The sequence below is a fragment of the Trinickia caryophylli genome (assembly GCF_034424545.1).
Classification (GTDB): Bacteria; Pseudomonadota; Gammaproteobacteria; order Burkholderiales; family Burkholderiaceae; genus Trinickia; species Trinickia caryophylli.
The window spans coordinates 2795203-2820384 of the sequence record NZ_CP139970.1 but is presented as its reverse complement, the minus strand read 5'-3'; the positions used below and the strand labels follow the sequence as shown (position 1 = coordinate 2820384).

The window sequence follows — 25182 nt, the reverse complement described above, 5'->3', positions numbered from 1 at the left end:
TGCAATGAGGCGCGATCGACATCGGCCTTGCAGACAACGAACGACACTCGCTTCATGGCAGAACCGATCTCCCCCCGCCTGCGCCAGCGCGCAGGCTTGCGCAAAGCGGGCAGCGCCGATACGGCACCGCAGGCAAGCGGCACGCAAAGCCGCCTGCACTATGTTGCCGCGCTGGCGGCCGGCGCCGCCAACACGCTGTCGTTCGCACCGACACCGCATGGCGGCTGGCTCGAGCTGGCGCTGCTCGCGTTTCTCTATGCGTGGCTTTCACGCACGAAGCGCTGGAAGAGCGCGGCGCTGACAGCCGGCGCCTTCGGCTTCGGCAACTTCGTCACGGGCATCTGGTGGCTTTACGTCAGCATGCACGACTACGGCGGCATGGCAGCCCCTCTTGCCGCAGCGGCGCTCGTGCTGTTCTCGCTCTATCTCGCGCTCTATCCGGCCCTTGCCGCCGCGATCTGGTCGCTGTGCGCCGGCCACGAGCGCAACGGACGCAGGGAGCGCGACGCACGGCCGTTCTCGCCGACGTGGCACGGCGCGTTCGCCTTCGCGAGCGCTTGGGCACTGAGCGAATGGCTGCGCGGCATCGTCTTCACCGGATTCCCATGGCTTGCAAGCGGCTACGCGCAGGTGGACGGCCCGTTTGCCGGCTTCGCGCCCGTTGCGGGCGTCTATGGCGTGGGCTGGGTGACGGCGCTCGCGGCCGCGCTCGTCGTGCAGGCGCTCCATCGTTTTTTCATCGCACCCTCCTCGCACCGCGCCGCGGCCGCCTGGCCGGCAGCGCTGGCGCTGGCCCTCGTCGCCGCGGGCTTCGGGCTTGCACACGTGAGCTGGACGCTCCCCGCGAACGCGCCGCTCGACGTACGGATCCTGCAAGGAAACGTGAAGCAGGAAATGAAATTCGACGAGGCGGGCGTCGCAGCCGCCGTCGCGCTTTATCAGAAGATGATCACCGAGCGGCCGGCCGATCTGGTCGTCACCCCGGAAACGGCCGTGCCCCTCCTGCCGCAGCAGTTTCCCGAAAGTTTCGGCCGCGCCGTGCGCACTTTCGCCGACAGCACGGGCACCGCCGTGCTGCTCGGTGCATTCGGCGCCACCGTGCAGCAGGACGGCCGCCTCACCGATCCGACCAACAGCCTCTTCGGCCTCACGCCGAAAACGGATCTGCTCTATCGCTACGACAAGCACCACCTCGTGCCTTTCGGCGAATTCGTGCCGCTTGGTTTCCACTGGTTCGTGGAGCTGATGAACATTCCGCTCGGCGACCTCGCCCGCGGCAAGGTCGTGCAGCCACCGTTCATGGTTCGCAATCAGCCTGTCGATGTCGACATCTGCTACGAGGACATCTTCGGCGAGGAAATCGCCCGCCGGCTGCGTCTTGCGCCGGTGCCCGCGGGCGTTCTCGTGAACGTGTCGAACCTCGCCTGGTTCGGCAACACGATCGCGCTCGACCAGCATCTGCAGATGGCGCGCATGCGCACGCTCGAAACGGGCCGCCCGTTGATCGCCGCCACCAATACCGGCGCGACGGCGGCCATCGACGCGCGCGGCCGCGTCACGGCGCGGCTGCCCACGATGACGCAAGGCGCGCTCGACGTGCACGTGCAGGGCACGGCCGGCCGCACGCCTTATATCGCGAGCGGCAACAACACCGTGCTGGCGGTCTCGCTCGTGCTGCTCGCGCTCGGCTTCGCCTTGGGGCCCTCGCGGCGCAAGGGCGGCAATTGAGCAACCCTCGCGAATGAGGGAGCTTTGCGCGCTTTCCGGTAAAATTCATCGTTTTAGCAGCGAGCAGCGGCCTGCCGGCCCCGATTGAGCCGGCAGGCGCGCCGCCCGTATCTGCGCACGCACCACGCGGCGGCCCGCTGCGGGCCTTCGCCTTACGCCGCCAAAGGCACGACATGCTCACGTTTCAGCAACTCATTCTGACGCTGCAATCCTATTGGGACCGACAGGGCTGCGCGCTGCTGCAGCCAATCGATATGGAGGTCGGGGCCGGCACGTCGCACGTCCATACGTTTTTGCGCGCGATCGGCCCCGAGCCGTGGCGCGCCGCCTACGTACAGCCCTCGCGCCGCCCCAAGGACGGCCGCTACGGCGACAACCCGAACCGCCTGCAGCATTACTACCAGTATCAGGTCGTACTGAAACCCGCGCCGGAAAACATCCTCGATCTCTACCTCGGATCGCTCGAGGCGCTCGGCTTCGATCTGAAGCAAAACGACGTGCGCTTCGTCGAAGACGATTGGGAAAACCCGACGCTGGGCGCATGGGGGCTCGGCTGGGAAGTCTGGCTCAACGGCATGGAAGTCACGCAGTTCACCTACTTCCAGCAGGTGGGCGGCCTCGACTGCAAGCCCGTGCTCGGCGAAATCACCTACGGGCTCGAGCGGCTCGCGATGTACCTGCAGAAGGTCGAAAACGTGTTCGATCTCGTCTGGACCGAATGGGAGGAGCCGGGCCCGAACGGCCCCGAGCTGCGCCGCCTCACTTACGGCGACGTTTACCATCAGAACGAGGTCGAGCAGTCGACCTACAACTTCGAGCACGCGAACGTCGATCTGCTTTTCACGCTGTTCAACGCCTACGAGGCCGAGGCAAAGCGCATGATCGAGACGCAGCTCGCGCTGCCCGGCTACGAACTCGTGCTCAAGGCGGGTCACACGTTCAATCTGCTCGACGCGCGCGGCGCGATCTCCGTCACCGAGCGCGCCGCCTACATCGGCCGAATCCGCGCGCTGTCGCGCCTCGTCGCTCAAGCCTATTACGAGTCGCGCGAAAAGCTCGGTTTTCCGATGCTCGGCAATCCGGTGCACGGTGTGCGCGGGCTCACCACCGACGCGCAGGACGCGGCAATGCCGGCCTGGGCGCCGCCGCTGAAGGTCGAACGCGCGATCGACGAGAAATGACGAGAACAGATCCAGACATGAATCACGCACAAAACGCCACACTGCTCGTCGAACTGCTGACTGAGGAACTGCCGCCGAAAGCCCTGAAACGGCTGGGCGATGCCTTCGCGACGGGCCTCGTCGAGCGGCTCGCCGCGCGCGCGCTCATCGAGGGCGAGCCGTCGTTCGACGCCTACGCCACCCCGCGCCGCCTCGCCGTCGTGATCCGCCAGGTGCGCACGCTCGCTCCCGAAAGACAGGTGCGCGAGAAGGTGCTGCCCGTATCCGTCGCGCTCGATGCGAACGGCAACCCGACGGCCCCGCTCGCGAAAAAGCTCGCAGCGCTCGGCTTCCCCGATCTCACCGTCGATCGCCTCGAACGTGCGCAGGACGGCAAGGCGGAAGCGTTCTTCCTGCGCTATGCCGCGCCCGGCGCGACACTGGTGGACAGCCTGCAGGCAGCGCTCGACGAAACGCTCGCCAAGCTGCCGATTCCCAAGGTGATGACGTACCAGCGCCCGGACGGCGCGAGCGTGCAGTTCGTGCGCCCCGTGCAGCGCCTGACGGTGCTGCACGGCGACGCCGTCGTGCCCGTGACCGCATTCGGCATCGACGCCGGCGACACCACGCTCGGCCACCGCTTCCTGTCCGACGGCCTCGTGGCGATCCTGCATGCGGACGATTACGCGAGCACGCTGCGCACGAAGGGCCACGTGATTGCGAGCTACGCCGAGCGCCGCGAGCGCATCGCCACGCAGCTCGTCGCCCATGGGAACGGCGACATGGTGGTAATGCCCGAAGCCTTGCTCGATGAAGTGACGTCGCTCGTCGAATGGCCCGTCGTCTACGAATGCCGCTTCGACGACGCATTCCTGCAGGTGCCGCAGGAGTGCCTGATTCTGACGATGCAGACGAATCAGAAGTACTTCGCACTCACCGATGGCGAAGGCCGGCTGCGCTCGCGCTTCCTGATCGTCTCGAACATCGAGACGAAAACGCCGGGCGAGATCGTCGAAGGTAACGAACGCGTGGTGCGCCCGCGTCTTGCCGACGCGAAGTTCTTCTTCGAGCAGGACAAGAAAAAGCCGCTCGCCGAGCGCGTACCGCTGCTTGCGAACGTCGTCTACCACAACAAGCTCGGCTCGCAGTTGAAGCGCGTCGAGCGGCTCGTGTCGCTGGCTGGCTTCGTCGCACCGCTCGTGGGTGCCGACGCAGGGCTCGCGCAGCGCGCGGCCTATCTCGCGAAGGCCGACCTGCTGACCGACATGGTCGGCGAGTTCCCCGAGCTGCAAGGCACGATGGGCACCTACTACGCGCGCCACGACGGCGAGCCCGAGGACGTGGCGCTCGCCTGCAGCGAACATTATCAGCCGCGCTTTTCCGGAGACGCCTTGCCCTCCACGCCGGCCGGCACGGCCGTTGCGCTGGCCGACAAGCTCGAGACGCTCGCGGGCATCTGGGGCATCGGCCTCGTGCCCACGGGCGAGAAAGACCCGTTCGCGCTGCGCCGCCATGCGCTCGGCGTGCTGCGCATCCTCATCGAAAAGCAATTGCCGATCGATCTCGTCGAGCTGCTGCGTACGGCCTGCGCGACGTTTGCCGGCGAGCCGCAAGTCAGCGATTCCACCGATGCGCTCTACGCGTTCTTCATCGACCGCCTGCGTGGCCTGCTGCGCGAGCGCGGCTATGCGGCGGGCGAGATCGACGCCGTGCTGAGTCTCGAGCCACGGTGCCTCGACGACGTCATCGCGCGCCTGGAAGCGGTGCGCGAATTCGCGGGGCTGCCCGAAGCCGAAGCGCTGGCCGCGGCCAACAAGCGCATCTCGAACATCCTGAAGAAATCCGAGCAGGCAGCGGGCGGCGCTTCCGGCGTCGAGCCGCGCCTGCTCGTGGAGAACGCCGAAAAGGCACTCAACGACGAGCTCGGCAAGGTGGCCCCCGCCGTGCAGTCGCAGCTCGCGCAGCGCGACTACACGCGCGCGCTCTCGGCATTGGCGGCGCTGCGCGTGCCCGTCGATACGTTCTTCAACGACGTCATGGTGAATGCCGAGGACGAAGCGCTGCGCCGGAACCGCCTTGCGCTTCTGGCCGCCCTGCACGCGCAGATGAACTGCGTTGCCGACATTTCGAAGCTGGCGGCGTGACGGGGAAGATGCACATGACCTCCAGCAAGAAGCTCGTCATTCTCGATCGCGACGGGGTCATCAACGTCGACTCGGATGCGTTCATCAAATCCGCCGACGAGTGGGTTCCGATCCCCGGCAGCCTCGAGGCGATCGCGCGGCTCAATCAGGCGGGCTACCGCGTCGTGGTCGCTTCGAACCAGTCGGGCATCGGACGCGGGCTTTTCGACATGGCCGCGCTCAACGCGATGCATGCGAAGATGCAGCGTGCGGCGGCGGCGGTGGGCGGACGCATCGATGCGGTATTCTTCTGTCCGCACACCGCCGAAGATCACTGCGAATGCAGAAAGCCGAAGCCCGGCCTGCTGAAGATGATCATGGATCGCTTCGAGGTCGATCCCGCGACGACTGCCGTCGTCGGCGATTCGCTGCGCGATCTGGAAGCGGGTGCGGCGCTCGGGTTTCCGACGCACCTGGTTCTGACCGGCAAAGGCAAAAAAACGCTGGAGGCCGATGGCCTGCCCGCAGGCACCCGCGTCCACGACGATCTGAAGGCTTTCGCGCTCGCCTTTCTTTCCGAGCGCGAAGAATAGCCATCATCGCGTGGCGTCCAACCGACCGACCACTCCAATGCGTTTTCTCCGCTCGCTTCTGCTTTTCATCTACTTCATCGCGTTCACGATGCCGTACGCGATGGCCTGCTTCGTTGCCTTTCCTTTCATGCGGGCCGACAAGCGCTACTGGATGGCCGTTGGCTGGTGCCGGGCCACGCTCGCGGTCGCCCGGCATCTGACCGGCATTCGCTACCGCGTCGAAGGGCTCGAGAATCTGCCGGACGGCCCGGCCGTGCTGCTCTCGAAGCATCAGTCGGCCTGGGAGACGGTGGCACTGCCCGCGATGATGCCGCGCCCGCTTTGCTTCGTCTTCAAGCGCGAGCTGCTTTACGTGCCGTTCTTTGGCTGGGCGCTCGGCATGCTGCACATGGTGCACATCAACCGCAAGGACGGGAAATACGCGTTCGCCTCGGTCGTCAAGCAGGGGCGGCTGCGGATGAGCGAAGGAGCCTGGGTCATCATGTTTCCCGAAGGCACGCGTACGCCGGTCGGCCAGCAGGGCAAATACAAGACCGGCGGTGCGCGCTTCGCGGTGGACGCAGGTGCGCCGGTCGTACCGATCGCGCACAATGCGGGTCATGTCTGGCCGCGCAATTCGTTCATCAAGTATCCGGGGCTCGTGACCGTATCGATCGGCAAGCCGATCGCCACCGAAGGGCTCACGCCCGAGCAGGTGAACACGCGTGTCGAGACGTGGATCGAGAACGAGATGCGACGTATCGATCCGGACGCATACCGCGATTCGGGCGGCGACGCCGGTGCAAATGCAGCCGGCCGGCGCTCGACCGACTCCGCGGGAACAGCCGGCATCTGACGCTGCCGGAAACGCATCCACAAACCACAGACGCAACCGCAACCGCAACCGATCGGCAGGCCCCTATCCAACGCCCCCGCGAATCGATGCCCAAGTCCGCTCTCTCCCGCCGCGAATCGAAGGCGCTCGACAATCGGCAACTCGACCTGCCGCTCTTCGGCGACCCTGAGGGCGATGCGGGGACGCAGCCCGCCTCGCCGGCCGGTGAGGCGCCGCGCGTCGCGCCCGGCGCGAGGCTGCGCCGCCTGACGCTGGCCGGGCGTACGCTCGAATACGGCTTGAAGCGTTCGACGCGCCGCACGATCGGCTTTTCGATCGACGGCAACGGTCTCACGATCACGGCACCGCGGTGGGTAACGCTGGCCGACATCGAAGCAGCCATCGCCGGCAAGGAACGCTGGATATTTTCGAAGCTGGCCGAATGGCAAACGCGCACCGAGCAGCGGGCCTTGCCGCACGTCGAATGGCGGGACGGTGCGCACATCCCCTATCTCGGCAAACCTGTGACGGTTTCCCTTGCCTCGCCGCACGGCGTGCTCGCATTCGATGCGACCGCGGGCTCGCTCGCGCTGGCACTGCCCGCGCATGCCGACGCCCAGCAGATCAAGGACCGCGTGCAAGGCTGGCTGCAAACCGAGGCCAAGCGGATCTTCGGCGAACGGCTTGCGTTCTACGCGCAAAAGCTCGGCGTCGGCTTCAAGGCGTACGCGCTATCGTCGGCGTCCACCCGCTGGGGCAGTTGCTCGAGCGACGGTCGCATCCGCCTGAACTGGCGGCTCATTCACTTCCCGTTGTCGATTATCGACTACGTCGTCGCACACGAACTCGCGCATCTGCGCGAGATGAACCATAGCCCGCGCTTTTGGCAAACGGTGGAATCGATCTTTCCCGAGTTCCGGGAAGCGCGGCATACGCTCAAGCATCATCCGCCCGACCTGCTGCCCGCGCTCTGATGCCGCGCGCGGCGATCAGCGTTTCTTCTGGATAAATTCGATCTTGTAGCCGTCCGGGTCGGTCACGAACGCGATGACGGTCGTGCCATGCTTCATGGGCCCGGCCTCGCGGACGACGGTGCCACCTTGCGCCTTGATCTTCTCGCAGGCCGCGTAAGCGTCGTCGACCTCGATCGCGATGTGACCGAACGCGTTGCCCTGCTCGTACGACTTGGTGTCCCAGTTGTGCGTGAGCTCGAGCACCGTGCCCTGGCTTTCTTCCGTATAGCCGACGAACGCCAGCGTGAAGCGACCCTCGGGGTAATCCTGACGGCGCAGCACTTTCATGCCGAGCAATTGCGTATAGAAAGCGATCGAGCGATCGAGGTCGCCGACTCGCAGCATCGTGTGCAGCAAACGCATGATGTACTCCCAACAATCAATGTTTCGATGAATCGATGATTCGGTGATTCGGTGATTCGGTGATTCGCGATTCCGACATGGTACCCGTGGCGGGCAGATGCCGTCGCCGGGCCCGGCACTGCGTCAGGAGCCGGCGGCGAGCACCTGGGCGACGCGCACGTACTCGTCGACCGGTACGTCCTCGGCACGCCGGGCCAGATCGAACCCGAGCGCGTCGAAATCGACGCGCTCGCGGTAATCGGCCAGCGTGTTGCGCAGCATCTTGCGGCGCTGGGAGAACGCCGCCGTCACGAGCTCGCCGAGCAGCCGCTCGTCGACGCTCGCGATCTCGTCGGGCCGGTACGGAATCATCCGCACGATCGCCGAATCGACCTTCGGGGGTGGCTGGAACGCCTCGGGCGGCACATCGAGCAGCTTGTCCATCGCATACCGGTACTGCAGCATCACCGAAAGCCGGCCGAAAGCTTTGGACCCCGGTTCGGCCACCATCCGCTCGACCACTTCGTTTTGCAGCATGAAGTGCTGATCGACGACGATCGGCGCAAACGCCATCAAATGAAAGAGCAGCGGGCTCGAGATGTTGTACGGCAGGTTGCCGACGATGCGCAGGGTCGGACGCGCCTGCGTGCCGACGAGCGAGGCAAAATCGAATGCGAGCGCGTCCCCCGCATGCAGCGCGAGGCGCTCGCCGAATTTCTTTTCCAGACGGGCGATCAGATCGCGGTCGAGTTCGACGGCGTGCAGCGGCGAACCGGGCGCTGCGATGCGCTCGACGAGCGGCCCGGTCAGTGCGCCGAGCCCCGGCCCGATTTCGACCATGGTTTCGCCGCGCACGGGGCGGATCGCGTTGACGATGGCATCGATCACCCCCAGGTCGACAAGGAAGTTCTGACCGAACCGTTTGCGCGCGAAATGGCCTTGATGCTGTCTGCTGGTGGACATCGGATTCGTGAAAACGGCAAAAAGATCGGGAAACGCGGCAGCCGGAGGCCGTCTCAGTTGCCGCGCCGGTTGCGCGCCATCGAGACGGCCGTATCGATCGCGGCAATAAGGCTGCCGGCGTCGGCCCGGCCCGTGCCGGCAAGATCGAGCGCCGTGCCGTGGTCGACCGACGTACGAATGATCGGCAAGCCCAGCGTGATGTTGACGCCTTCGCCGAAGGTCGCGTACTTGAGCACGGGCAACCCCTGATCGTGGAACATCGCGAGCACGCAGTCGGCTTGTTCGAGGTACCGCGGCTGAAAAAGGGTGTCGGCCGGATAGGGGCCGCGCGCATCGATGCCGCGCCGGGCCGCCTGCTCGAGCGCCGGAGTAATCACGTCGATCTCCTCGCGGCCAAGATAGCCGTTCTCCCCCGCATGCGGGTTCAGCCCCGTAACGAGAATGCGCGGAACGGGCAGTGAGAAGTCGCGCCGCAGGTCATGGTCGATGATGGCGAGCGTCTCCAGCAGACCGTCGACGGTCAGCGCGGCCGACACGTCCCTGAGCGGCAGGTGCGTCGTCGCGAGCGCGACACGCAACGGCCGGGCGCCGGTGCCCGCCAGCATCATGACCACGCGCGCCGTATGCGTACGCTCCGCCAGATACTCCGTATGGCCCGTAAACGGCACGCCGGCGTCATTGATCGTGCTCTTTTGCAGCGGTGCCGTCACGATAGCATCGAGCTTGCCGGCTACTGCGCCGTCGATCGCGTCGTCGAGCAGGCCCAGCACGTAGCGTCCGTTGGCCGCATCGAGCTTGCCGGCAACCGAGGACACGGCCAGCGGCCGATGTTCGACCCGCACCCGCGCCTCGCCTGCCTCGCCCCCAGCGGTCAGCGCGGCCCAATCGACGCCGACGGCCCCGGCGCGCGCCGCCATCAGCCCGGCATCGCCGAACACCACGAACCGCGCATGCGGCCAGTGGGCCGCCGCGCCGGCGAGTGCCATCGCGGTGAGTTCAGGGCCGACGCCGGCCGGCTCCCCGGTGGTGATCGCGATCTGAAGCGGTGATCGGTCGGATCGGTCGGCGGACGTCATCGCTTTCGGCTCACTGCTGCGCGAGCGAGCCGCCCACCTTGTATTCGACGTAAGCCGAATCGCGCAGTTGGCGCAGCCAGTCGCCGTAAGCCTGCTCGGCCTTGCGCTGTCCGATGGCCTGACGCGCGAGCTCCATCTGCTGCTGAATCGAACCCGGCGCATCGCGGCGGCCGAGCACTTCGATCACGTGGTAGCCGTACTCGGTGCGAACCGGCGGGCTCACCTCACCGTCCTTGAGCGAGTTCATCGCGCGCTCGAACTCGGGCACCGTCTCGCCGGGGCTGATCCAGCCGAGATCGCCGCCCTGCGATGCGGAGCCGTCCTGCGAGTAGCTGCGCGCGAATTTGGCGAAATCGCCGCCGGCCGCGACCTGCTGGCGGATCTTGACCGCAAGTTCGCGCGCCTGCTGTTCCGGCATTCCGCCCGGGCCCACGCGCACCAGGATATGCCGCACGTGCGTTTGCACGAGCTTCGGCGCATCGCCGGCCGAACCGCCCACCGAGGTGCGGCGATCCACGAGCCGCATGATCTCGAAACCATCGGCCGTGCGGATCAGATCCGGAGCCAGCTCGCCGGGGCGCAGCTGCGACGAGGCTTTGACGAATTCCTCGGGCAACCGCGCCGGCGGCTGGAAGCCGAGATCGCCGCCGTTGCGCGCGTCGGCCGCTTGCGACGTGTCCTTCGCAAGCGATTCGAACTTCGCGCCTGCCTTCGCACGCGCGAGGATCTCCTCGGCCTTTTTCTGAGCGGCTGCGAGCACGTCCTGCGATGCGCCTTCCGGCACTTTCACGAGGATGTGCTCGATGCGCAGATCCTGCTGTGCCTTCGCTTCCGGTCCGCGCTGGCTTGCAATGTAATTGGCGACCTCGGCATCGGACACCGAAATCTTGCTGTCGACCTCGCGCTCGCGCAGTTTCGAAAGCGTCAGCTCGGTCCGCGCGTCGCGCACGAAGACCGCCCAGGGCACACCTTGCGCCTCGATGCGCGAACGGTAATTGTCGAGCGACATGTTGTTGGCGCGAGCGAGGCGCTGGAGCGTCGCCTGCACGGCCGCATCGTCGACCGTGATGCCGTCTTCCTTCGCCTTTTGCAGTTGAATGCGCTCGAGGACCATCTGGTCGAGCACCTGGCGCGTCAGGTCGTCGGCCGACGGCATGGGCGCGTTCTGCTGCTTCAGGCGGCGCGCGACGAGATCGACGCGCGTCTGAAGCTCGCGCTCGGTGATGACGTCGTCGTTCACGACGGCGGCCACCGAATCGACCGCGGTGCCTGCGCTCGCGCGCGAAGCGGCCTGACCCGGCAATGCCTGCGCGACGGCAGGCGCCGCGGGTGCCAGAACGAAAGCGAGGCCGAGACTGGCCGCGAGCGTTGCCAAGCGAAGCTTATTCGAAATTGCCACAGCTACTCCATTCATGTCGGGCGACGGAATCGTGCCCTGCCCCGTTGTGCGAGAACCGTTGCTCTCGCGCCGACGACGTCTCACTCATAGTCGGAAAAGCGCGAAAGCGGCGGCTCGGCGGGCGGCGGTGGCGAATATCCCGCCACGCCGGCCATGAAGGCCGCCGTCAACCCGTTGTCGACGTTCGCAAGCCCCTTCAATGTAAGCTGCGCGAGCACCCGTGTGGCGGAACTCGACCGGTTGGTCGAAGTGACGCCGTTCGCGTAGCGCTGCACACCGAAGCCGAGCGTCCAGCAGTCGGCATCGTACTGGAAGCCGACGACGCCGTCGACGATACGGTGGCCCGCCATATCGTAATTGAACCGGCCGACCCCATAGAGCCGCCGCGTGATCGGCCACTCGGCCGAGATCAGGAACTGGTTGATCGGCACGTCGCCGAGCGTGGCTGTGCGCCGCGTATAGCGGTAGGCGACGTTGATCACCTTGCGGTCCGCCGGGCTGAATCCGAAGCCGACGCTCGAGCGGACGAGCTGGTTTTCGTCGGCATTATATTGGAACGCCGTTTCCGAAGCGAAACCCGCGCCCAGCTTGACCGAGGCGCCAACGATGAGGTCGGAATGGCTCGCGGACGAGGCGGTGGTGCTCGAGTCGAGCGCGACGCGCTGGCCGCGGAAATAGTATTGCTGGGCGAGCACGAAGCGAGCCCGCTCGTCCCCGGTCGCGGCGTCGATGAAACGCGTCGTCAAGCCGGCGGTGACACGGTTTGCGTCCGCGATCCGGTCGTTGCCGACGAACGTGTTGGGCGTGAAAATCTCGGCCAGGCCGAAGTCGGACTCCGCCGTATCGAACAGCGGCGCGAAGATCTGGTTGCGATACGGCGTATAGACGTAATAGAGCCTCGGCTCGAGCGTCTGGATGTAGTCCCGCCCGAAGAGCCGCATCGAGCGCTCGAAGATGAGACCGGTGTCGAAGCTGTACGTCGGGATCGACTCGGTGAAGTTCTTCGGCTGCCCTGTGGGCGCCGTCGACCCGATGTTCGTGAGGTTGTACGACGCAAAGTGCATCTGCACTTTCGGCACCGCGAAGTAGCCGGGGCCGCCGAACCAGTACGACACGTACGGGTTGAAGACGAACCGGTTGCCTTCAGTCGCGTCGTCCGTCGTGATTCGAAAGCGCGAAAAGTCGGTTTCGGCGCCGAAGTCGAACCCGCCGACGTTGTACTTCGTGTATTTCACGTTCAACTGCGGCTCGCGCCCGTATGGCGTCGATGCCTCGTCGAGCGACTGCCAGTGCTGCTCGCGCGCGAGCACGGACCACGGCCCGCGGTTGTACGTGATGCCCGCCTCCTGCTGATAGACGATCTGCGTGCCGACCAGAAACTGGTTGCCGGCGGAGGCCAGGTCTTGCGGGTAGGTATTGTCGGATACCCGGTTGTAGTTCACGTAGGCGCCGAAGCCCGCGCCCAGTTGCTGGTCGTGCCGCCAGTAGATCGCGTAACGGTTCTCGTGCTTGATTGCGTCGTTCGGCAGATATTCGCCGGTCAGCGAGCCCGCGAAAGTGGGCTCGAGATAACGAAACGTGGCCTGCGTCTGCACGCCGCGCTTCGAGATGATCCGGGGCGTCAGCGTCAGATCGCGATTCGGCGCGATGTTGAAATAGTACGGCTGAGAGAACTCGAACCCGTTCGTCGAACTCATCGAGAAGAGCGGCGGCAAGAGGCCGCTGCGCCGCTCGCCGCTCAGCGGAAACGACAGCCACGGGCTCGCGAAGATCGGCACGCCCTGAAAAAACAGCACGCCGTTGCGTGCGACACCTTCGTCGCGGCCCGTATCGAAATCGAACTCGCTGCCGCGGATGTACCACGCCGGGTTCGTTTCGCACTGGCAGGCGGTGTAAGTGCCGTCGGTGAACACCGAACGCTCGTTGTCGACGAGTTGGACGCGCTTCGCGCTGCCCGACCCGCCCCGCAGCGTGAACTTGTATTTCGGCGCCGGCATGTAACCCTGGCTCGACTCCACCTGCAGGTGGGCCTCCGGGCCGGCGAAGGTCGCTCCGCCGCTCGCGATGCGCACGTTGCCGTACGCGTCGGCCATGTCGGTGTCTTCATCGTAATGCAGCGCGTCGGCCTTGATCACCGAATTGTTCCGGCGAATCTCCGCCGCGCCCTTGGCGGCAATGTCGCGCTCGGCCGTTCCGCTCGTATGCTCGCCGAGCACGAACGTGGAGGGTGCGCTGCCGGGCGCGAGCGGATGCTCCTCGATCTGTGGCGCGAGCCGCAGCCCCCACGGCGCATCGAGCTGCTGCGGCTCGGCGGCAGCACCCGTGAGCTGCGCGTGCGAGACGGACGGCACGAGCCCGGGAACGGCAATCAATGCCGCTGCGAGGCGTCGCAGGCGCGGCGGGGAATCGCCGGAGGAATTCGTTCGAAAAAGCTGTCTGGGCGGCATGTATCGATTGGCGAAGGCCCAATGGGCAGGCACGGCGCGCGCGCGGGCACTCGCACCGCCCTCGAAAAGTGGCGGTCCCGTCACGCGCGGCGCACGCGATGACGGCGGTCGACGGGACCGTGCGAAGGCCGACACGGGGCGCAACACAAAAAGTCGTCGGGTATTATATGGCAAGACGTTTTACCCCCCTCCACCATGACGAATATCCTCCCCGCAGACGCCCGGCTCGACGCGCTGGCCTCATGGCTGCGTAAGCACGAGGCGCACTACGCGCTCGATCTCGCCACGCTTGCTCCCGCTTCCGCGGACGCCAGTTTTCGCCGCTATTTCCGGCTCTCGAGCGCGGCCGGGCACGGCGCGACGCTCATCGCCGTCGATGCGCCGCCGCCCGAGAAGTGCCGCGAGTTCGCCGATATCGCCGGCATGCTGGCCACGGCAGGCATCCATGCGCCGCGCGTGCTCGAATGCGATCTCGAGGAAGGCTTCATGCTGGTGACGGATCTCGGCACGAAGCCGTATATCCATGCCCTCGACCCGACCGATCCGCAGGCTGCCCGGCCGCTTTTCCGCGACGCTCTCGACACGCTGATCCGCTGGCAGCTGAGTTCGCGCGAAGGCGTGCTGCCGCCGTTCGACGAAGCCTTCATGCGCCGCGAAATGGAGCTGATGCCGGAGTGGTACATCGGGCGGCATTTGAACCGGCCCCTCGACGAGCCGGCCCGCGGCGTGCTCGATCGCACCTGGGCGCTCCTGATCGCGAGCGCGCGCGCACAGCCGCAGGTGTACATGCTGCGCGATTTCATGCCGCGCAACCTGATGATCTGCGAGCCGAACCCGGGCGTGCTCGACTTCCAGGACGCGGTCCACGGGCCGATCACGTATGACGTCGCCTCGCTGCTGCGCGACGCCTTCCTGAGTTGGGACGAGGAATTCGAACTCGACTGCTTCGCCTACTACTGGGAGCGCGCAAAGAAAGCCGGACTGCCTGTCGACGCGGATTTCGGCGAGTTCTATCGGCAAATCGAATGGATGGGGCTGCAGCGGCACATCAAGGTGCTCGGGCTTTTCGCGCGGCTCAATTACCGGGACGGCAAGCCGCGCTATCTCGACGATCTGCCGCGCTTCGTCGGCTACGTGCGCAAGGTCGCGCGACGCTACCGGCCGCTCGCCCCGTTCGCGCGGCTCGTCGACGAACTCGACGGGCACTCCGTCGACGTCGGCTACACGTTTTGAGGACTGGCGCACGATGACGTTCGCGCTTCAAAAAGCGATGATCTTCGCGGCCGGCCGCGGCGAAAGAATGCGCCCGCTCACCGACGCGCGCCCGAAGCCGCTGCTCGAGGTGGGCGGCAAGCCGCTCATCGTCTGGCAGATCGAGCGGCTCGCCGCCGCGGGGCTGCGCTCGATCGTGATCAATCATGCGTGGCTCGGGGGCCAGCTCGAGGCGGCGCTCGGCGACGGCTCGCGCTGGGGTGTATCGATCGCCTACTCGGCCGAGGGCGATGCGCTCGAGACGGCGGGCGGCATCGCGCAGGCATTGCCGCTTCTCGAAGAGGCCGGGCACGGCACCGTGTTCGCGGCCGTGAGCGGGGACATCCATTGCGCGTTCGACTATGCGCGGCTCGTGCAGCCGGCGCAACGGCTCGCCTGCATGAGCGAGCCCGGCATGCACCTCGTCATGGTCCCCAACCCGCCGTTTCACGCGGAGGGGGACTTCGCCCTCGTGGGCGGCCAGCTCGCGCTCCAGGGCACGCCCCGCTATACGTTCGGCAACATCGGACTGTACGACACGAGAATGTTTCGCGGCCTGCAGCCGGGCGAGCGCCGGGCGCTCACGCCTTATTACCGCGAAACGATCGCCGCGGGCCGGGCGAGCGGCGAGCTGTACGACGGCGCTTGGGAGAACGTCGGCACGCCCGAGCAACTGCGCGCGCTCGATGCACGCCTGGCAAGCGGCGCGGCCCGGTAACCGCGGCGGCGCACCGCAGCGCTGCGCGGACGGCACGATCAGCGCGCCTGACCGTTCACGGGCACCGGCTCCGCGGGCGCTTCGCGTGCCGCGCGCTGTTGCAGCGCCCACATCTGCGCGAACGCGCCCCCCGCCGCGAGCAGTTGCGCATGGGTGCCGCGCTCGACGATGCGCCCTCGATCCATGACGATGATCTGGTGCGCGTGCACGATCGTCGACAGCCGGTGCGCGATGACGAGCGTCGTGCGGCCTTCGGCGATCTGATCCAGTTCCCCCTGGATCGCCCGCTCCGAGTGCGAGTCGAGTGCGGACGTCGCCTCGTCGAAGACCAGGATCGGCGGATTCTTGAGCAGCGTGCGCGCGATGGCCACGCGCTGCTTCTCGCCGCCCGACAGCTTGAGTCCGCGCTCGCCGACCGGGGTCTCATAGCCCTTCGGCAATCCTTCGACGAACTCGTGGATATGGGCGGCGCGCGCGGCGGCGACCACTTCCTCGCGCGTGGCCGCGGGCCGTCCGTAGGCGATGTTGTAGTAGATCGTATCGTTGAAGAGCACGGTGTCCTGCGGCACGATGCCGATGGCGCGCCGCAGCGAGTCCTGCGTCACGTCGCGGATGTCCTGCCCGTCGATCGTGATCGTGCCGCCCGTCGCGCGATCGAGATCGTAGAAGCGAAAGAGCAGCCGGGCGAGTGTCGACTTGCCCGAACCGCTCGCGCCCACCACGGCCGTCGTCGTGCCGGCCTCGATCGTGAAGCTGACGTCATGCAGGATGGGCCGCGACGGCTCGTAGGCGAACGACACACGGTCGAACGAAACGCGCGCACCGCGTATGGCGAGAGCGGGCGCACCCGGCGCGTCGGCGATTTCGCGCGCGGCGCCGAGCAACGTGAACATCCGGTCCATGTCGGTCAAGGCCTGCTTGAGCTCCCGATAGATGACGCCGAGAAAATTGAGCGGGATATAAAGCTGCAGCATGAAGGTGTTGATGAGCACGAGGTCGCCGAGCGTGAGCCGGCCCGCCATCACACCCGAGGTGGCCCGCCACAGAATGAAGACGAGCCCCGTGCCGATGATCGCCTGCTGGCCGAAGTTGAGCAGCGACAGCGAGTTCTGCGACTTGATCGCGGCGGCGCGAAAGCGCTTCAGATTCTCGTCGTATCGCTCGGTCTCCCAGGCTTCGTTGCCGAAATACTTGACCGTCTCGTAGTTGAGCAGCGAGTCGATCGCCCGGGAATTCGCCCTCGAATCGAGTTCGTTCATCGTCCGGCGCAAATGCGTGCGCCATTCGGTTACCTTGACCGTGAAGACGATGTAGACGACGAGCGCGATCAGCGCCACGAGCGCGTAGTACGCCTCGTAGCGGACCACGAAAAAGCCGAGCACGAGCCCCACCTCGACGAGCGTCGGCAAGATGCTGTAGAGCGAATACGAAATCAACTGCTGAATGCCGCGCGTGCCGCGCTCGATATCGCGGGACATGCCGCCCGTCTGGCGTTCGAGGTGAAACCGCAGCGAGAGCGCGTGCAGATGGCGGAACACCTTCAGCGCCAGCTCGCGCACCGCGCTTTCCGTCACCTTGGAGAAGAAGATTTCGCGCAGTTCGGTGAAAAGCGACGTGGAAAGCCGCACGAGCGCATAGGCGACGACGAGCAGGCCCATGCCGCTCGCGAGCACGATCGCCGGCGCGTGCTCGGCACGCCCGAGCGCGGTGAGCTGATGCATCGGCGCGAGCCCATCGACGATGCGCTTCAAGATCACGGGCACGCCGAGGTTCGCGACCTTGGCGCCGATGAGGCAGGTCAGCGCGAGGGCAACGCGCCCCTTGTAGCTGGCGAGATAAGGCAGCAGCGAGCGGATGGTCCGCCAGTCGCGGCGCGGGCCGTTCGACGGCGGAGCAGGCTCGCTCGAGGCACTGTAGCGGCGCATGGAGCAGATCGGGCAGGCTGTGGGGAGCAGGCACAACGCGGGCGATGCCACGGCTCGAACGGGGTGGCGCAATGCCCCCCGTAGCGCCGCGCACCGCTCGGGCTTTACCCGTACAATTTCAACGCTCCGATATTGTCGCAGAACCGGCCGGCCCTCGCCGAGGCCGGCATTGCATAGCCCGCTTCCGCTGCCCACGCTAAGGACTCCTTATGACCTCCCCGCTGCTCCCCCAAAAACCCTGCACGCTGCGCGTCGTTCCCCAGCCCAGGGACGCGAATGTCCATGGCGACGTCTTCGGCGGCTGGATCATGGCGCAGGTCGACATCGCCGGCTCGATCCCGGCAAGCCGCCGCGCGAACGGCCGGGTCGCGACCATCGCCGTCAACTCGTTCGTGTTCAAGCAGCCGGTGTTCGTTGGCGATCTGCTGAGCTTCTACGCCACGATCATCAAGACCGGCAATACGTCGGTCACGGTCGACGTCGAGGTTTACGCGCAGCGCATGAGTCTCTCGGAGGAGGTCGTGAAGGTGACCGAGGCAACGCTCACGTACGTTGCCACCGATCACGATCGCCGCCCGCGCAAGCTGCCCGACGTCGCCTGAGCGGCCCACGCGCGCCGCGCGGGGGCGATTCGTCAGGCGTCGAGCCGGATGCCCTCGGCGGGGCGCTGCAGCAGATGGGGAATCGCTTCCTGAGGCAGCGGCCGCGCAAAGAAATAGCCCTGCATCTCATGGCAGGCGCGCTCCCTCAGAAAAGCGAGCTGCGCGGCCGTTTCGACGCCTTCGGCGATCACCTGCAGCTCGAGCGAATGCGCAAGCGCGATGATCGCCGAGGTGATGGTCTCGTCGTCGTTCGACGCCCCGATGTCGGAGACGAACGAGCGGTCGATCTTGAGCCGGTCGACGGGGAAGCGTTTCAGATAGCTCAGGCTCGAATAGCCGGTGCCGAAATCGTCGATTGCGAGCCCGATGCCGAGTGCGTGCAGTTCGTTGAGCATGATGACGGCCTCCTCGGCATTGCGCATGATCGCGCTCTCGGTGAGCTCGAGCTCGAGATACCGGGGCTCGAGCCCCGTCTCCTCGAGAATCGACATCACGAGCTTGGCGATGTCGCGCTGCTGGAACTGGCGCGCCGAGAGGTTCACCGACACGCGGGCGCACGGCAGGCCGTCGTCCTGCCACGCCTTGTTCTGGCGGCAGGCCTCGCGCAGCACCCACTCCGAGAGCGGGCCGATGAGTCCGCTTTCCTCCGCCACCGGAATGAACGCCGAAGGAGGCACGAGCCCCACGTCGGGGTCGTGCCAGCGCACGAGCGCCTCCATGCCGACGATGCGGCCGGTCCCGATCTCGACTTGCGGCTGATAGTGCAGCAAAAACTCGCCGTCGCGCAGTGCGCGGCGCAGCCGCTGCTCGAGGCTCAGCCGCGCGCCGACGCTCGTGTTCATCTCGGGCTGATAGAACTGGTACGTGTTGCGGCCCATGTCCTTCGCGCGATACATGGCGAGGTCGGCCTTCTTGAGCAGCGTTTCGACGTCGTCCCCGTCCTGGGGATAAAGGCTTGCGCCCATGCTGCAGCCCACGTAGAGCTCGGTGCCGTCGAGCATCACGGGCTCGGAAATCGCGACGCGGGCACGCTCCATCCAGGCGGTCAGCGCCTCTTTCTCCACGACGTCGGTGAGCACGATCACGAACTCGTCGCCGCCGTGGCGGGCCACGGTATCGCCCGCGCGGGCGCAGCGGGCAAGACGCTCGGCGATGACCGCAAGCAGCCGGTCGCCGACACTGTGGCCGAGGCTGTCGTTCACGTTCTTGAAGCCGTCGAGATCGAGGAACACCACGGCGAGGTTCGCGTCGCGCATGATCGCCTGCTGCAGGCGCTCGCGCAGCAGCAGGCGATTCGGCAGCCGAGTCAGCGCATCGTAGTTCGCCTGGTACTCGAGCTGCTCCTGGTAGCGGATCAACTCCGTCACATCGTTGATGACGCCGATATGATGGGTGGTCTTGCCATCGGGATCCGGTACCGGTGCGATGTAAAGCTGGTTCCAGAAGAGCGCGCCGTCCTTGCGGTAGTTGCGCAATACAGCGCTGACTTCGCGGTCGGCGGCAAGCGCCTCGCGGATCGCGGCGAGCCCCTCCTGGTCGCGATCGTCACGCTGCAGAAACCGGCAATCGCGCCCGATCACTTCGGCTGGATCGTAGCCGGTGATCCGCTTGAAAGCGGGATTGACGTATTCGATGACGTCACCGGCCTCCCCTTTGCCCGTGATGAGGATTGCGTTGACGCTGGCGTCGAGCGCCCGACTCTGCAGGCGTAGCGCGAGGTCCGAACGCTTGCGCTCGGTAATGTCCATATACGAGCCGAGCACGCCTATGACGGTGCCGTCGCCATCGGTAAGCGGGATCTTGCTCGTCACGCCGGCGCGGTGCATACCATCGATGAGTACGTCGAATTCGTAGTTCATCTTCGGCACGCCGGTCGCAATCACTTCGCGGTCGGCACGTCGCAAGTCATCGGCCACGGCTTTCCAGGGCATCTCGTCGTCCGACTTCCCGATGACCTGCTCGGTATAGGAAAGCCCCGCGTCTCGCGCGAAGGCCATGTTGCAGCCCAGATAGCGCGACTCGCGATCCTTCCAGAAAATGCGCTGGGGAATGTTGTCTATGACCGTCTCGAGCATCTGGTTCGAGCGCTGCGCTTCGGCTTCCGCGTTGATCTGATCGGTCACGTCGTCGGCCAGCACGAACATGGCCGGGCGGCCCATGAAGCTCAGCGCGTGGTTCGAGATGTCGGCGCTCAGCTGCGAGCCGTCGCGCCGCTGATGGCGCCAGACGCCGGCCATGACGCGCCCACGGCGCGGCACCGCCGGGCTGCGGCCCAGATACGAATCGAGCCGCGCAAGCTCGTCGGGCGGATGGATTTCGCGAATCGTCATCGCCAGCAGTTCGGCCTCGCTGTAACCGTACTGCTCGACCGCGGCGGCATTGACCGCCAGAAAACGCAGCGTCTCCCGATCGTAGATCCACATCGGCACCGGGTGCGCATCGAACAACTCGCGGAAACGCTCGTCGCTGCGGCGCATCGCACGCGCGACCCGCAGCTTGGCGCGCGCGGCGCTCTCGCGAGCGCCAAACGTGTAGATGAGCAGCGCGCAACCGGCCACCATCGTGACGACGAGCAGCAGCGTGGCGAAACGGGTCGAACGGGACGAAGCGGCGAGCGACGCCTCGAGTGCCTCGTCTTCCCGCACCCGCATCGCGGCGAGCATTTCATCGACACGGTTGAGCCGGGAGCCGAGCTGCGCATAGGCCGACGCGGCCCACGCCCGCGAACCGTCCTGAGCCGAACTCGACGCACGTTCGAGCGCCGTCCGGGCGTCGACCTCGATTCCGCTCGTGGCCGCCAACACGCTCTCGAGCATCTGCACGCCCCCGGCATCGCGCCCGATCTCCGCCCGCAGACGCGCTTTTGCCTGAGCGAGTGTGGCTTGATGGTGCATGCCGAGCTCGCCGGGCACGGGCGTGCCCGACGCCTCGAAGCGGCCAAGCGCCGCCAGTTCGATGCCGAGCAGCGACCGATAAGTATCGAGGTCGTGCTTCACGTTCATCGAGCGCAAGATGCGCTCGTTCGTCGCCCGCTCGCTGCGAATCTGCGTATAGGCCACGAACGCGTTGGCGCCGACAGCGGCTGCAACCACGGCCAGATTGATGAAGAGCCGTTTCGAGAAAAAGGAGGTCATGGATTACGAACGCGATTCGGGCGAAACCGCGCACGGTCGCCCCGGGTGTCTCGTCCCCTCGTTTTGTTCAGGAGTCCGAATCGGTTATTACGCGCCAACCGTTGAATATCGGCAGCGCTGAAGGGAAATTGAGGGTGGCCGGCAAAAAAATCCCACGGACTTTCGTATGACGAAAGTCCGCGCAGTCAACCGATCAAAAGGCCAAGCCACGACGAAACACGGGCGCCGGTCCGCTCAGCCAGCCGCAGCAGCAGCCAGCAGGCACCTCGGCGTCAGGATGCGAACCCGAATTCACGCATCGCCGGGACGAAATCGTGGTTACCCTCCGGTTTGCGCGAGAGCTTCGTGAGGATGTAGCGCTTGAACGGCTCAAGCTGAGCCCATTGGCCGACCGTCGGCTCGGGGAGGCCGGCGATGCGGCACTGATTGTGCACGCCCTCGGGGACAGCCGAAACGTCCTTCCAGGCCGGCTGCGCGTCAGGGGCGAACCACTCGGGTTCGACGTTGGCGTGCATGCGCATCATCTCGAAAAGGGCATGATCGAAATTCGGCTCGATCGCCTTGTCGTCCTCCACGGGAAAACGCGCGAGCAGGACGCGATCCGCGTGCGGCAGCATCTGCCATTGCGCGAGCGAAATGCGCAGCCCGAAGCGATCGAGGTTGAAGCGTACCGACATCGGCATGAACTTCAGGTCCTCGGACGAAACGACTTCGAAATCGAACATGAGCGGCGCTTCGTGCAATCCCATGGCGGTATCCCCTTGCGCTTCGAATGGTGACGGATCCGGCAGACGCGGCCGGCTTCGGGTATTTTAGAACCTTATTCGGCGCTCCATGACGCGGCACGATCATCGTGCGAGCGATGTGGGCCACCGGCCGCACGCCATGCCGGCCGCCCCTCGCGAGGAAGAGGAACGATCTTGAATGACCCGCTGAACGACGACTACACCGAGCAGGACGGCATCATCGAGCTGCCCGTGCGGCGGCACCGCGGCGCAGCCGTGGAAGCCGCCACCGACAGCGTCGGCCAGGAATGGCCGGTCGCGCTCGTGTTCAACGGGATATCGCACGCAGTCATGATGTGCACGCCCCGCGATCTCGAGGCGTTCGCCGTCGGGTTTTCGATTTCCGAAGGCATCGTGGAGGGGGGGAGCGATATTCGCGACATCGAAGTCCGTACCCACGTCGAAGCCCAGCCCGTTCCATATGCGGAAGTGGAAATCACGGTCGTCCAGCAGTCGTTCATGGCACTGAAGGAGAAGCGCCGCGCGCTGGCCGGCCGAACCGGCTGTGGCGTGTGCGGCATCGAGAGCATCGATCTGCTCGATCTGACGCCCGAGCGCGTACCCGACACTGGCTTCACGGCACGGCTCGCCGCCGATGCCATCGCCCGCGCGGCGGCCGCGCTGCCGGAGCATCAGGCCCTCACGCGCATGACGGGCGGCCTGCATGCGGCTGCCTGGTGCGACGCGACGGGCGCGATCATCCATGCGTTCGAGGACGTCGGCCGGCACAACGCGCTCGACAAACTGATCGGCCGGCTCGTGCTCGAGCGTGCAAACACGCATGACGGTTTCGTCTTTCTTTCGAGCAGGGCCAGCTACGAACTCGTGCGCAAGGCCGCGCGCGTAGGCATCCCGATGGTGGCGACGATCTCGGCCCCGTCGTCGCTGGCCGTCACAATCGCGCGGCAAGCCGGCATCCGGCTCTTCAGTTTTTGCCGCGAGGGGAGCTATGTCGATTACGACACCGCATAACCGGCACGCCGCCCGCACGGCGACAGCGCGAGTTCGCGGCGTCGAAGCCCGACGCCGCGGCAATCGCCCGATGCTCAATCGAACTGCCTGAAATCCGGCTTGCGCTTTTGGAAGAATGCCGTCATGGCTTCGCGCGCCTCGGGCGCGAGCAGCATCTTGCCGAAGTGCACCACCTCCTCGCGAATGCGCTCGGCAACGTCCACTTCGCTTGCGCGCTTCATGAGCGCTTTCGTCACGCGCAGCGACGACGCCGGCAGCGCCGCGAGCTTTTCCGCCTGCGCAAGCGCGAAAGCGTCCACCTCCGCCGCGGGCAGCACGCGATTGACGATGCCCGAGCGAAAGGCCTCCTGGGCGTCGAACGGTTCGCCGAGCAACAGTTTCTCCGCGGCGAGCTGATAGCCGGCCAAGCGCGGCAGGAGCAGGCTCGACGCCGCTTCGGGGCAAAGCGCCAGTTGCGTGAACGGCAGCGAAAACACGGCCGAATCTGCCGCATAAACCAGATCGCAATGCAGCAGCAACGTCGTGCCGATCCCTACGGCCACGCCGGACACCGAAGCGACGATCGGCTTGGGTGCCGTGCTGATCGTGCGCAAAAAGCGCATGACGGGCGCATCCTCGTTCGTGGGCGGCGCCTTCATGAAATCTTCGAGGTCGTTGCCCGCGCTGAAGGCGCCCGGGGTGCCGCGGATCACGATCGAGCGAATCGCGGCGTCATCGCGCGCGGCATCGAGCGCATCGCTCATTGCCGTATACATCGCGCTCGTAATGGCGTTTTTCTTTTCGGGCCGACTCAGCGCGATCGTCATCACGCTCGCCGCGCGCTCGACCATAACGTCCGTTGTCATCGATGCCTCCTCCATGGTCCAAAATAAAAACGGTTCGCAGACACCGTCCGCGAACCGTTGCGTGGCAGCCGGCGGCGTGCGCCCGCTCAGAGCCGCTCGATGATGCCCGCGGCACCCATCCCGGTGCCGACGCACATCGTCACCATCCCGTACTTGAGGTTGCGGCGGCGCAGCCCGTGCACGACGGTTGCCGCGCGAATCGCGCCCGTCGCGCCGAGCGGGTGCCCGAGCGCGATCGCGCCGCCGATCGGGTTGACCTTCGACGGATCGAGGCCGAGTTCGCGAATGACGGCAAGCGATTGGGCTGCGAACGCTTCATTGAGTTCGATCCAGTCGATGTCGTCCTGCTTCAGCCCCGCCGCCTTCAACGCGGCCGGAATCGCTTCCTTCGGGCCGATGCCCATCACCTCGGGCGGCACCCCACGTACGGCAAAGCTGACGAAACGCGCGAGCGGCGTCAGATTGAACTGCTTCAGAATCTTCTCGGACACGACGATGAGCGCACCGGCGCCGTCCGACGTTTGCGAGCTGTTGCCGGCCGTTACCGAGCCCTTGTTCGCAAACACGGCACGCAGCTTGGCAAGCCCTTCGAGCGAAGTGTCGGCGCGCGGGCCTTCGTCGAGCGAGATCTCGCGCGTTTTCACCGCGACTTCGCTCGTCGCGAGATCGGGAAAACGCTCGACGATCGCATAAGGCGCGATCTCGTCCTTGAACTCGCCGGCCTTTTGCGCAGCCAGGGCCTTTTGATGCGACTCGAGCGAGAAGCGGTCCTGATCCTCGCGGCTCACCTTCCAGCGCTCGGCCACGCGCTCGGCCGTGAGCCCCATGCCGTAGGCGATGCCGTAGTTCTCGTCGCGCTCGAAGACGTGCGGCGACATCGACGGCGTGTTGCCCATCATCGGCACCATGCTCATCGATTCGCAGCCGCCCGCGATCATCGCCTCGGCCTCGCCGACGCGGATGCGGTCCGCCGCCATCGCCAGCGCCGTCACGCCGGACGCGCAAAAGCGGTTGACGGTCACGCCACCGACCGACTGAGGCAGCCCCGAAAGCAGCGCGCCGATACGCGCGACGTTGAGGCCCTGCTCGGCTTCGGGAATGGCGCAGCCGACGATCGCGTCTTCGATCACCTTCGTGTCGAGCCCCGGCACCTGTGCGACGGCCGACTTGATCGCATGCACGAGCAGCTCGTCAGGCCGCGTATTCTTGAACGCACCGCGTGGCGCCTTGCCGATCGGCGTGCGGCTCGCGGCGACGATGTATGCGTCTTGCAATTGTTTGCTCATTTGCAA

The 25182-nt window shown here is 66.0% G+C and carries 20 protein-coding genes; 10 read left to right on the top strand and 10 right to left on the bottom strand.

The window, feature by feature from the left end; genetic code table 11:
• Positions 1–54 precede the first annotated feature (54 nt).
• The 6 genes from lnt to U0034_RS12660 all read left to right on the top strand — a co-directional run bounded on the left by lnt (position 55) and on the right by U0034_RS12660 (position 7392).
• Positions 55–1728, top strand: a complete 1674-nt coding sequence (lnt, locus tag U0034_RS12685; RefSeq protein ID WP_085227954.1) for an apolipoprotein N-acyltransferase — start codon at positions 55–57, stop codon at positions 1726–1728.
• Positions 1729–1901: 173 nt separating this feature from the next.
• Entirely contained in the window at positions 1902–2909 is a 1008-nt protein-coding gene (gene glyQ / locus U0034_RS12680; RefSeq protein WP_085227953.1) for a glycine--tRNA ligase subunit alpha, read from the top strand.
• A 17-nt stretch (positions 2910–2926) separates the two neighbouring features.
• Positions 2927–5032: a glycine--tRNA ligase subunit beta gene (gene glyS / locus U0034_RS12675; protein WP_085227952.1), complete on the top strand. Its 2106-nt coding sequence runs from the start codon at positions 2927–2929 to the stop codon at positions 5030–5032.
• 8 nt (positions 5033–5040) lie between these two features.
• Positions 5041–5604 (top strand): D-glycero-beta-D-manno-heptose 1,7-bisphosphate 7-phosphatase, encoded by a 564-nt coding sequence (gene gmhB, locus U0034_RS12670; protein ID WP_085227951.1) that lies wholly within the window; start codon positions 5041–5043, stop codon positions 5602–5604.
• A 37-nt stretch (positions 5605–5641) separates the two neighbouring features.
• Positions 5642–6439, top strand: coding sequence for a lysophospholipid acyltransferase family protein (locus U0034_RS12665; RefSeq protein WP_085227950.1), 798 nt, complete (start codon positions 5642–5644; stop codon positions 6437–6439).
• A gap of 86 nt (positions 6440–6525) precedes the next feature.
• Positions 6526–7392 carry a M48 family metallopeptidase gene (locus tag U0034_RS12660; protein WP_085227949.1) on the top strand — a complete coding sequence of 289 codons (867 nt, stop codon included), beginning with the start codon at positions 6526–6528 and terminating at the stop codon, positions 7390–7392.
• A gap of 15 nt (positions 7393–7407) precedes the next feature.
• Here the strand turns inward: U0034_RS12660 and gloA are convergent, their stop codons facing one another.
• The 5 genes from gloA to U0034_RS12635 all read right to left on the bottom strand — a co-directional run bounded on the left by gloA (position 7408) and on the right by U0034_RS12635 (position 13658).
• Positions 7408–7794 (bottom strand): lactoylglutathione lyase, encoded by a 387-nt coding sequence (gene gloA, locus U0034_RS12655; protein WP_085227948.1) that lies wholly within the window; start codon positions 7792–7794, stop codon positions 7408–7410.
• A 123-nt stretch (positions 7795–7917) separates the two neighbouring features.
• On the bottom strand, positions 7918–8736 hold the full coding sequence (gene rsmA / locus U0034_RS12650) for a 16S rRNA (adenine(1518)-N(6)/adenine(1519)-N(6))-dimethyltransferase RsmA (protein ID WP_085227947.1): 819 nt from the start codon (positions 8734–8736) through the stop codon (positions 7918–7920).
• A 53-nt stretch (positions 8737–8789) separates the two neighbouring features.
• Positions 8790–9812 carry a 4-hydroxythreonine-4-phosphate dehydrogenase PdxA gene (gene pdxA, locus U0034_RS12645; protein WP_085227946.1) on the bottom strand — a complete coding sequence of 341 codons (1023 nt, stop codon included), beginning with the start codon at positions 9810–9812 and terminating at the stop codon, positions 8790–8792.
• Between the two features lie 10 nt (positions 9813–9822).
• On the bottom strand, positions 9823–11211 hold the full coding sequence (locus U0034_RS12640) for a peptidylprolyl isomerase (RefSeq protein ID WP_176072592.1): 1389 nt from the start codon (positions 11209–11211) through the stop codon (positions 9823–9825).
• 80 nt (positions 11212–11291) lie between these two features.
• On the bottom strand, positions 11292–13658 hold the full coding sequence (locus tag U0034_RS12635; RefSeq protein ID WP_085227944.1) for an LPS-assembly protein LptD: 2367 nt from the start codon (positions 13656–13658) through the stop codon (positions 11292–11294).
• Positions 13659–13853: 195 nt separating this feature from the next.
• On the opposite strand from U0034_RS12635, the gene U0034_RS12630 reads away from it, so the two are divergent.
• Together U0034_RS12630 and murU are read left to right on the top strand one after the other, a co-directional pair.
• Positions 13854–14891, top strand: a complete 1038-nt coding sequence (locus tag U0034_RS12630) for an aminoglycoside phosphotransferase family protein (protein ID WP_085227943.1) — start codon at positions 13854–13856, stop codon at positions 14889–14891.
• Positions 14892–14904: 13 nt separating this feature from the next.
• Complete coding sequence (gene murU / locus U0034_RS12625; protein ID WP_085227942.1) at positions 14905–15627, top strand: N-acetylmuramate alpha-1-phosphate uridylyltransferase MurU; 723 nt, start codon at positions 14905–14907, stop codon at positions 15625–15627.
• A gap of 38 nt (positions 15628–15665) precedes the next feature.
• Here the strand turns inward: murU and U0034_RS12620 are convergent, their stop codons facing one another.
• Positions 15666–17552 (bottom strand): ABCB family ABC transporter ATP-binding protein/permease, encoded by a 1887-nt coding sequence (locus tag U0034_RS12620; protein ID WP_085227941.1) that lies wholly within the window; start codon positions 17550–17552, stop codon positions 15666–15668.
• 209 nt (positions 17553–17761) lie between these two features.
• Here U0034_RS12620 and U0034_RS12615 point away from each other — a divergent pair, with 209 nt between their 5' ends.
• Entirely contained in the window at positions 17762–18154 is a 393-nt protein-coding gene (locus U0034_RS12615; RefSeq protein WP_085227940.1) for an acyl-CoA thioesterase, read from the top strand.
• Positions 18155–18186: 32 nt separating this feature from the next.
• On the opposite strand, the gene U0034_RS12610 is transcribed toward U0034_RS12615, so the two are convergent.
• Both U0034_RS12610 and U0034_RS12605 read right to left on the bottom strand, forming a co-directional pair.
• Entirely contained in the window at positions 18187–21288 is a 3102-nt protein-coding gene (locus U0034_RS12610; protein ID WP_085227939.1) for a sensor domain-containing protein, read from the bottom strand.
• A 272-nt stretch (positions 21289–21560) separates the two neighbouring features.
• On the bottom strand, positions 21561–22037 hold the full coding sequence (locus U0034_RS12605; protein ID WP_085227938.1) for a nitrate reductase associated protein: 477 nt from the start codon (positions 22035–22037) through the stop codon (positions 21561–21563).
• Positions 22038–22205: 168 nt separating this feature from the next.
• Here U0034_RS12605 and fdhD point away from each other — a divergent pair, with 168 nt between their 5' ends.
• Positions 22206–23045, top strand: a complete 840-nt coding sequence (gene fdhD / locus U0034_RS12600; RefSeq protein WP_386092269.1) for a formate dehydrogenase accessory sulfurtransferase FdhD — start codon at positions 22206–22208, stop codon at positions 23043–23045.
• A gap of 74 nt (positions 23046–23119) precedes the next feature.
• Here fdhD and U0034_RS12595 read toward each other — a convergent pair whose 3' ends face one another.
• Both U0034_RS12595 and U0034_RS12590 read right to left on the bottom strand, forming a co-directional pair.
• Positions 23120–23890, bottom strand: coding sequence for an enoyl-CoA hydratase (locus U0034_RS12595; protein WP_085228110.1), 771 nt, complete (start codon positions 23888–23890; stop codon positions 23120–23122).
• Positions 23891–23976: 86 nt separating this feature from the next.
• Positions 23977–25176 carry an acetyl-CoA C-acyltransferase gene (locus U0034_RS12590; protein WP_085227937.1) on the bottom strand — a complete coding sequence of 400 codons (1200 nt, stop codon included), beginning with the start codon at positions 25174–25176 and terminating at the stop codon, positions 23977–23979.
• Positions 25177–25182: the final 6 nt, after the last annotated feature.

What these genes read in the sequence shown, in the direction of transcription:
- lnt (WP_085227954.1), top strand. Translation starts at nt 55, where the DNA reads ATGGCAGAACCGATCTCCCCCCGCCTGCGCCAGCGCGCAGGCTTGCGC.
- glyQ (WP_085227953.1), top strand. Translation starts at nt 1,902, where the DNA reads ATGCTCACGTTTCAGCAACTCATTCTGACGCTGCAATCCTATTGGGAC.
- glyS (WP_085227952.1), top strand. Translation starts at nt 2,927, where the DNA reads ATGAATCACGCACAAAACGCCACACTGCTCGTCGAACTGCTGACTGAG.
- gmhB (WP_085227951.1), top strand. Translation starts at nt 5,041, where the DNA reads ATGCACATGACCTCCAGCAAGAAGCTCGTCATTCTCGATCGCGACGGG.
- U0034_RS12665 (WP_085227950.1), top strand. Translation starts at nt 5,642, where the DNA reads ATGCGTTTTCTCCGCTCGCTTCTGCTTTTCATCTACTTCATCGCGTTC.
- U0034_RS12660 (WP_085227949.1), top strand. Translation starts at nt 6,526, where the DNA reads ATGCCCAAGTCCGCTCTCTCCCGCCGCGAATCGAAGGCGCTCGACAAT.
- gloA (WP_085227948.1), bottom strand. Translation starts at nt 7,794, where the DNA reads ATGCGTTTGCTGCACACGATGCTGCGAGTCGGCGACCTCGATCGCTCG.
- rsmA (WP_085227947.1), bottom strand. Translation starts at nt 8,736, where the DNA reads ATGTCCACCAGCAGACAGCATCAAGGCCATTTCGCGCGCAAACGGTTC.
- pdxA (WP_085227946.1), bottom strand. Translation starts at nt 9,812, where the DNA reads ATGACGTCCGCCGACCGATCCGACCGATCACCGCTTCAGATCGCGATC.
- U0034_RS12635 (WP_085227944.1), bottom strand. Translation starts at nt 13,658, where the DNA reads ATGCCGCCCAGACAGCTTTTTCGAACGAATTCCTCCGGCGATTCCCCG.
- U0034_RS12630 (WP_085227943.1), top strand. Translation starts at nt 13,854, where the DNA reads ATGACGAATATCCTCCCCGCAGACGCCCGGCTCGACGCGCTGGCCTCA.
- murU (WP_085227942.1), top strand. Translation starts at nt 14,905, where the DNA reads ATGACGTTCGCGCTTCAAAAAGCGATGATCTTCGCGGCCGGCCGCGGC.
- U0034_RS12620 (WP_085227941.1), bottom strand. Translation starts at nt 17,552, where the DNA reads ATGCGCCGCTACAGTGCCTCGAGCGAGCCTGCTCCGCCGTCGAACGGC.
- U0034_RS12615 (WP_085227940.1), top strand. Translation starts at nt 17,762, where the DNA reads ATGACCTCCCCGCTGCTCCCCCAAAAACCCTGCACGCTGCGCGTCGTT.
- U0034_RS12610 (WP_085227939.1), bottom strand. Translation starts at nt 21,288, where the DNA reads ATGACCTCCTTTTTCTCGAAACGGCTCTTCATCAATCTGGCCGTGGTT.
- U0034_RS12605 (WP_085227938.1), bottom strand. Translation starts at nt 22,037, where the DNA reads ATGGGATTGCACGAAGCGCCGCTCATGTTCGATTTCGAAGTCGTTTCG.
- U0034_RS12595 (WP_085228110.1), bottom strand. Translation starts at nt 23,890, where the DNA reads ATGACAACGGACGTTATGGTCGAGCGCGCGGCGAGCGTGATGACGATC.
- U0034_RS12590 (WP_085227937.1), bottom strand. Translation starts at nt 25,176, where the DNA reads ATGAGCAAACAATTGCAAGACGCATACATCGTCGCCGCGAGCCGCACG.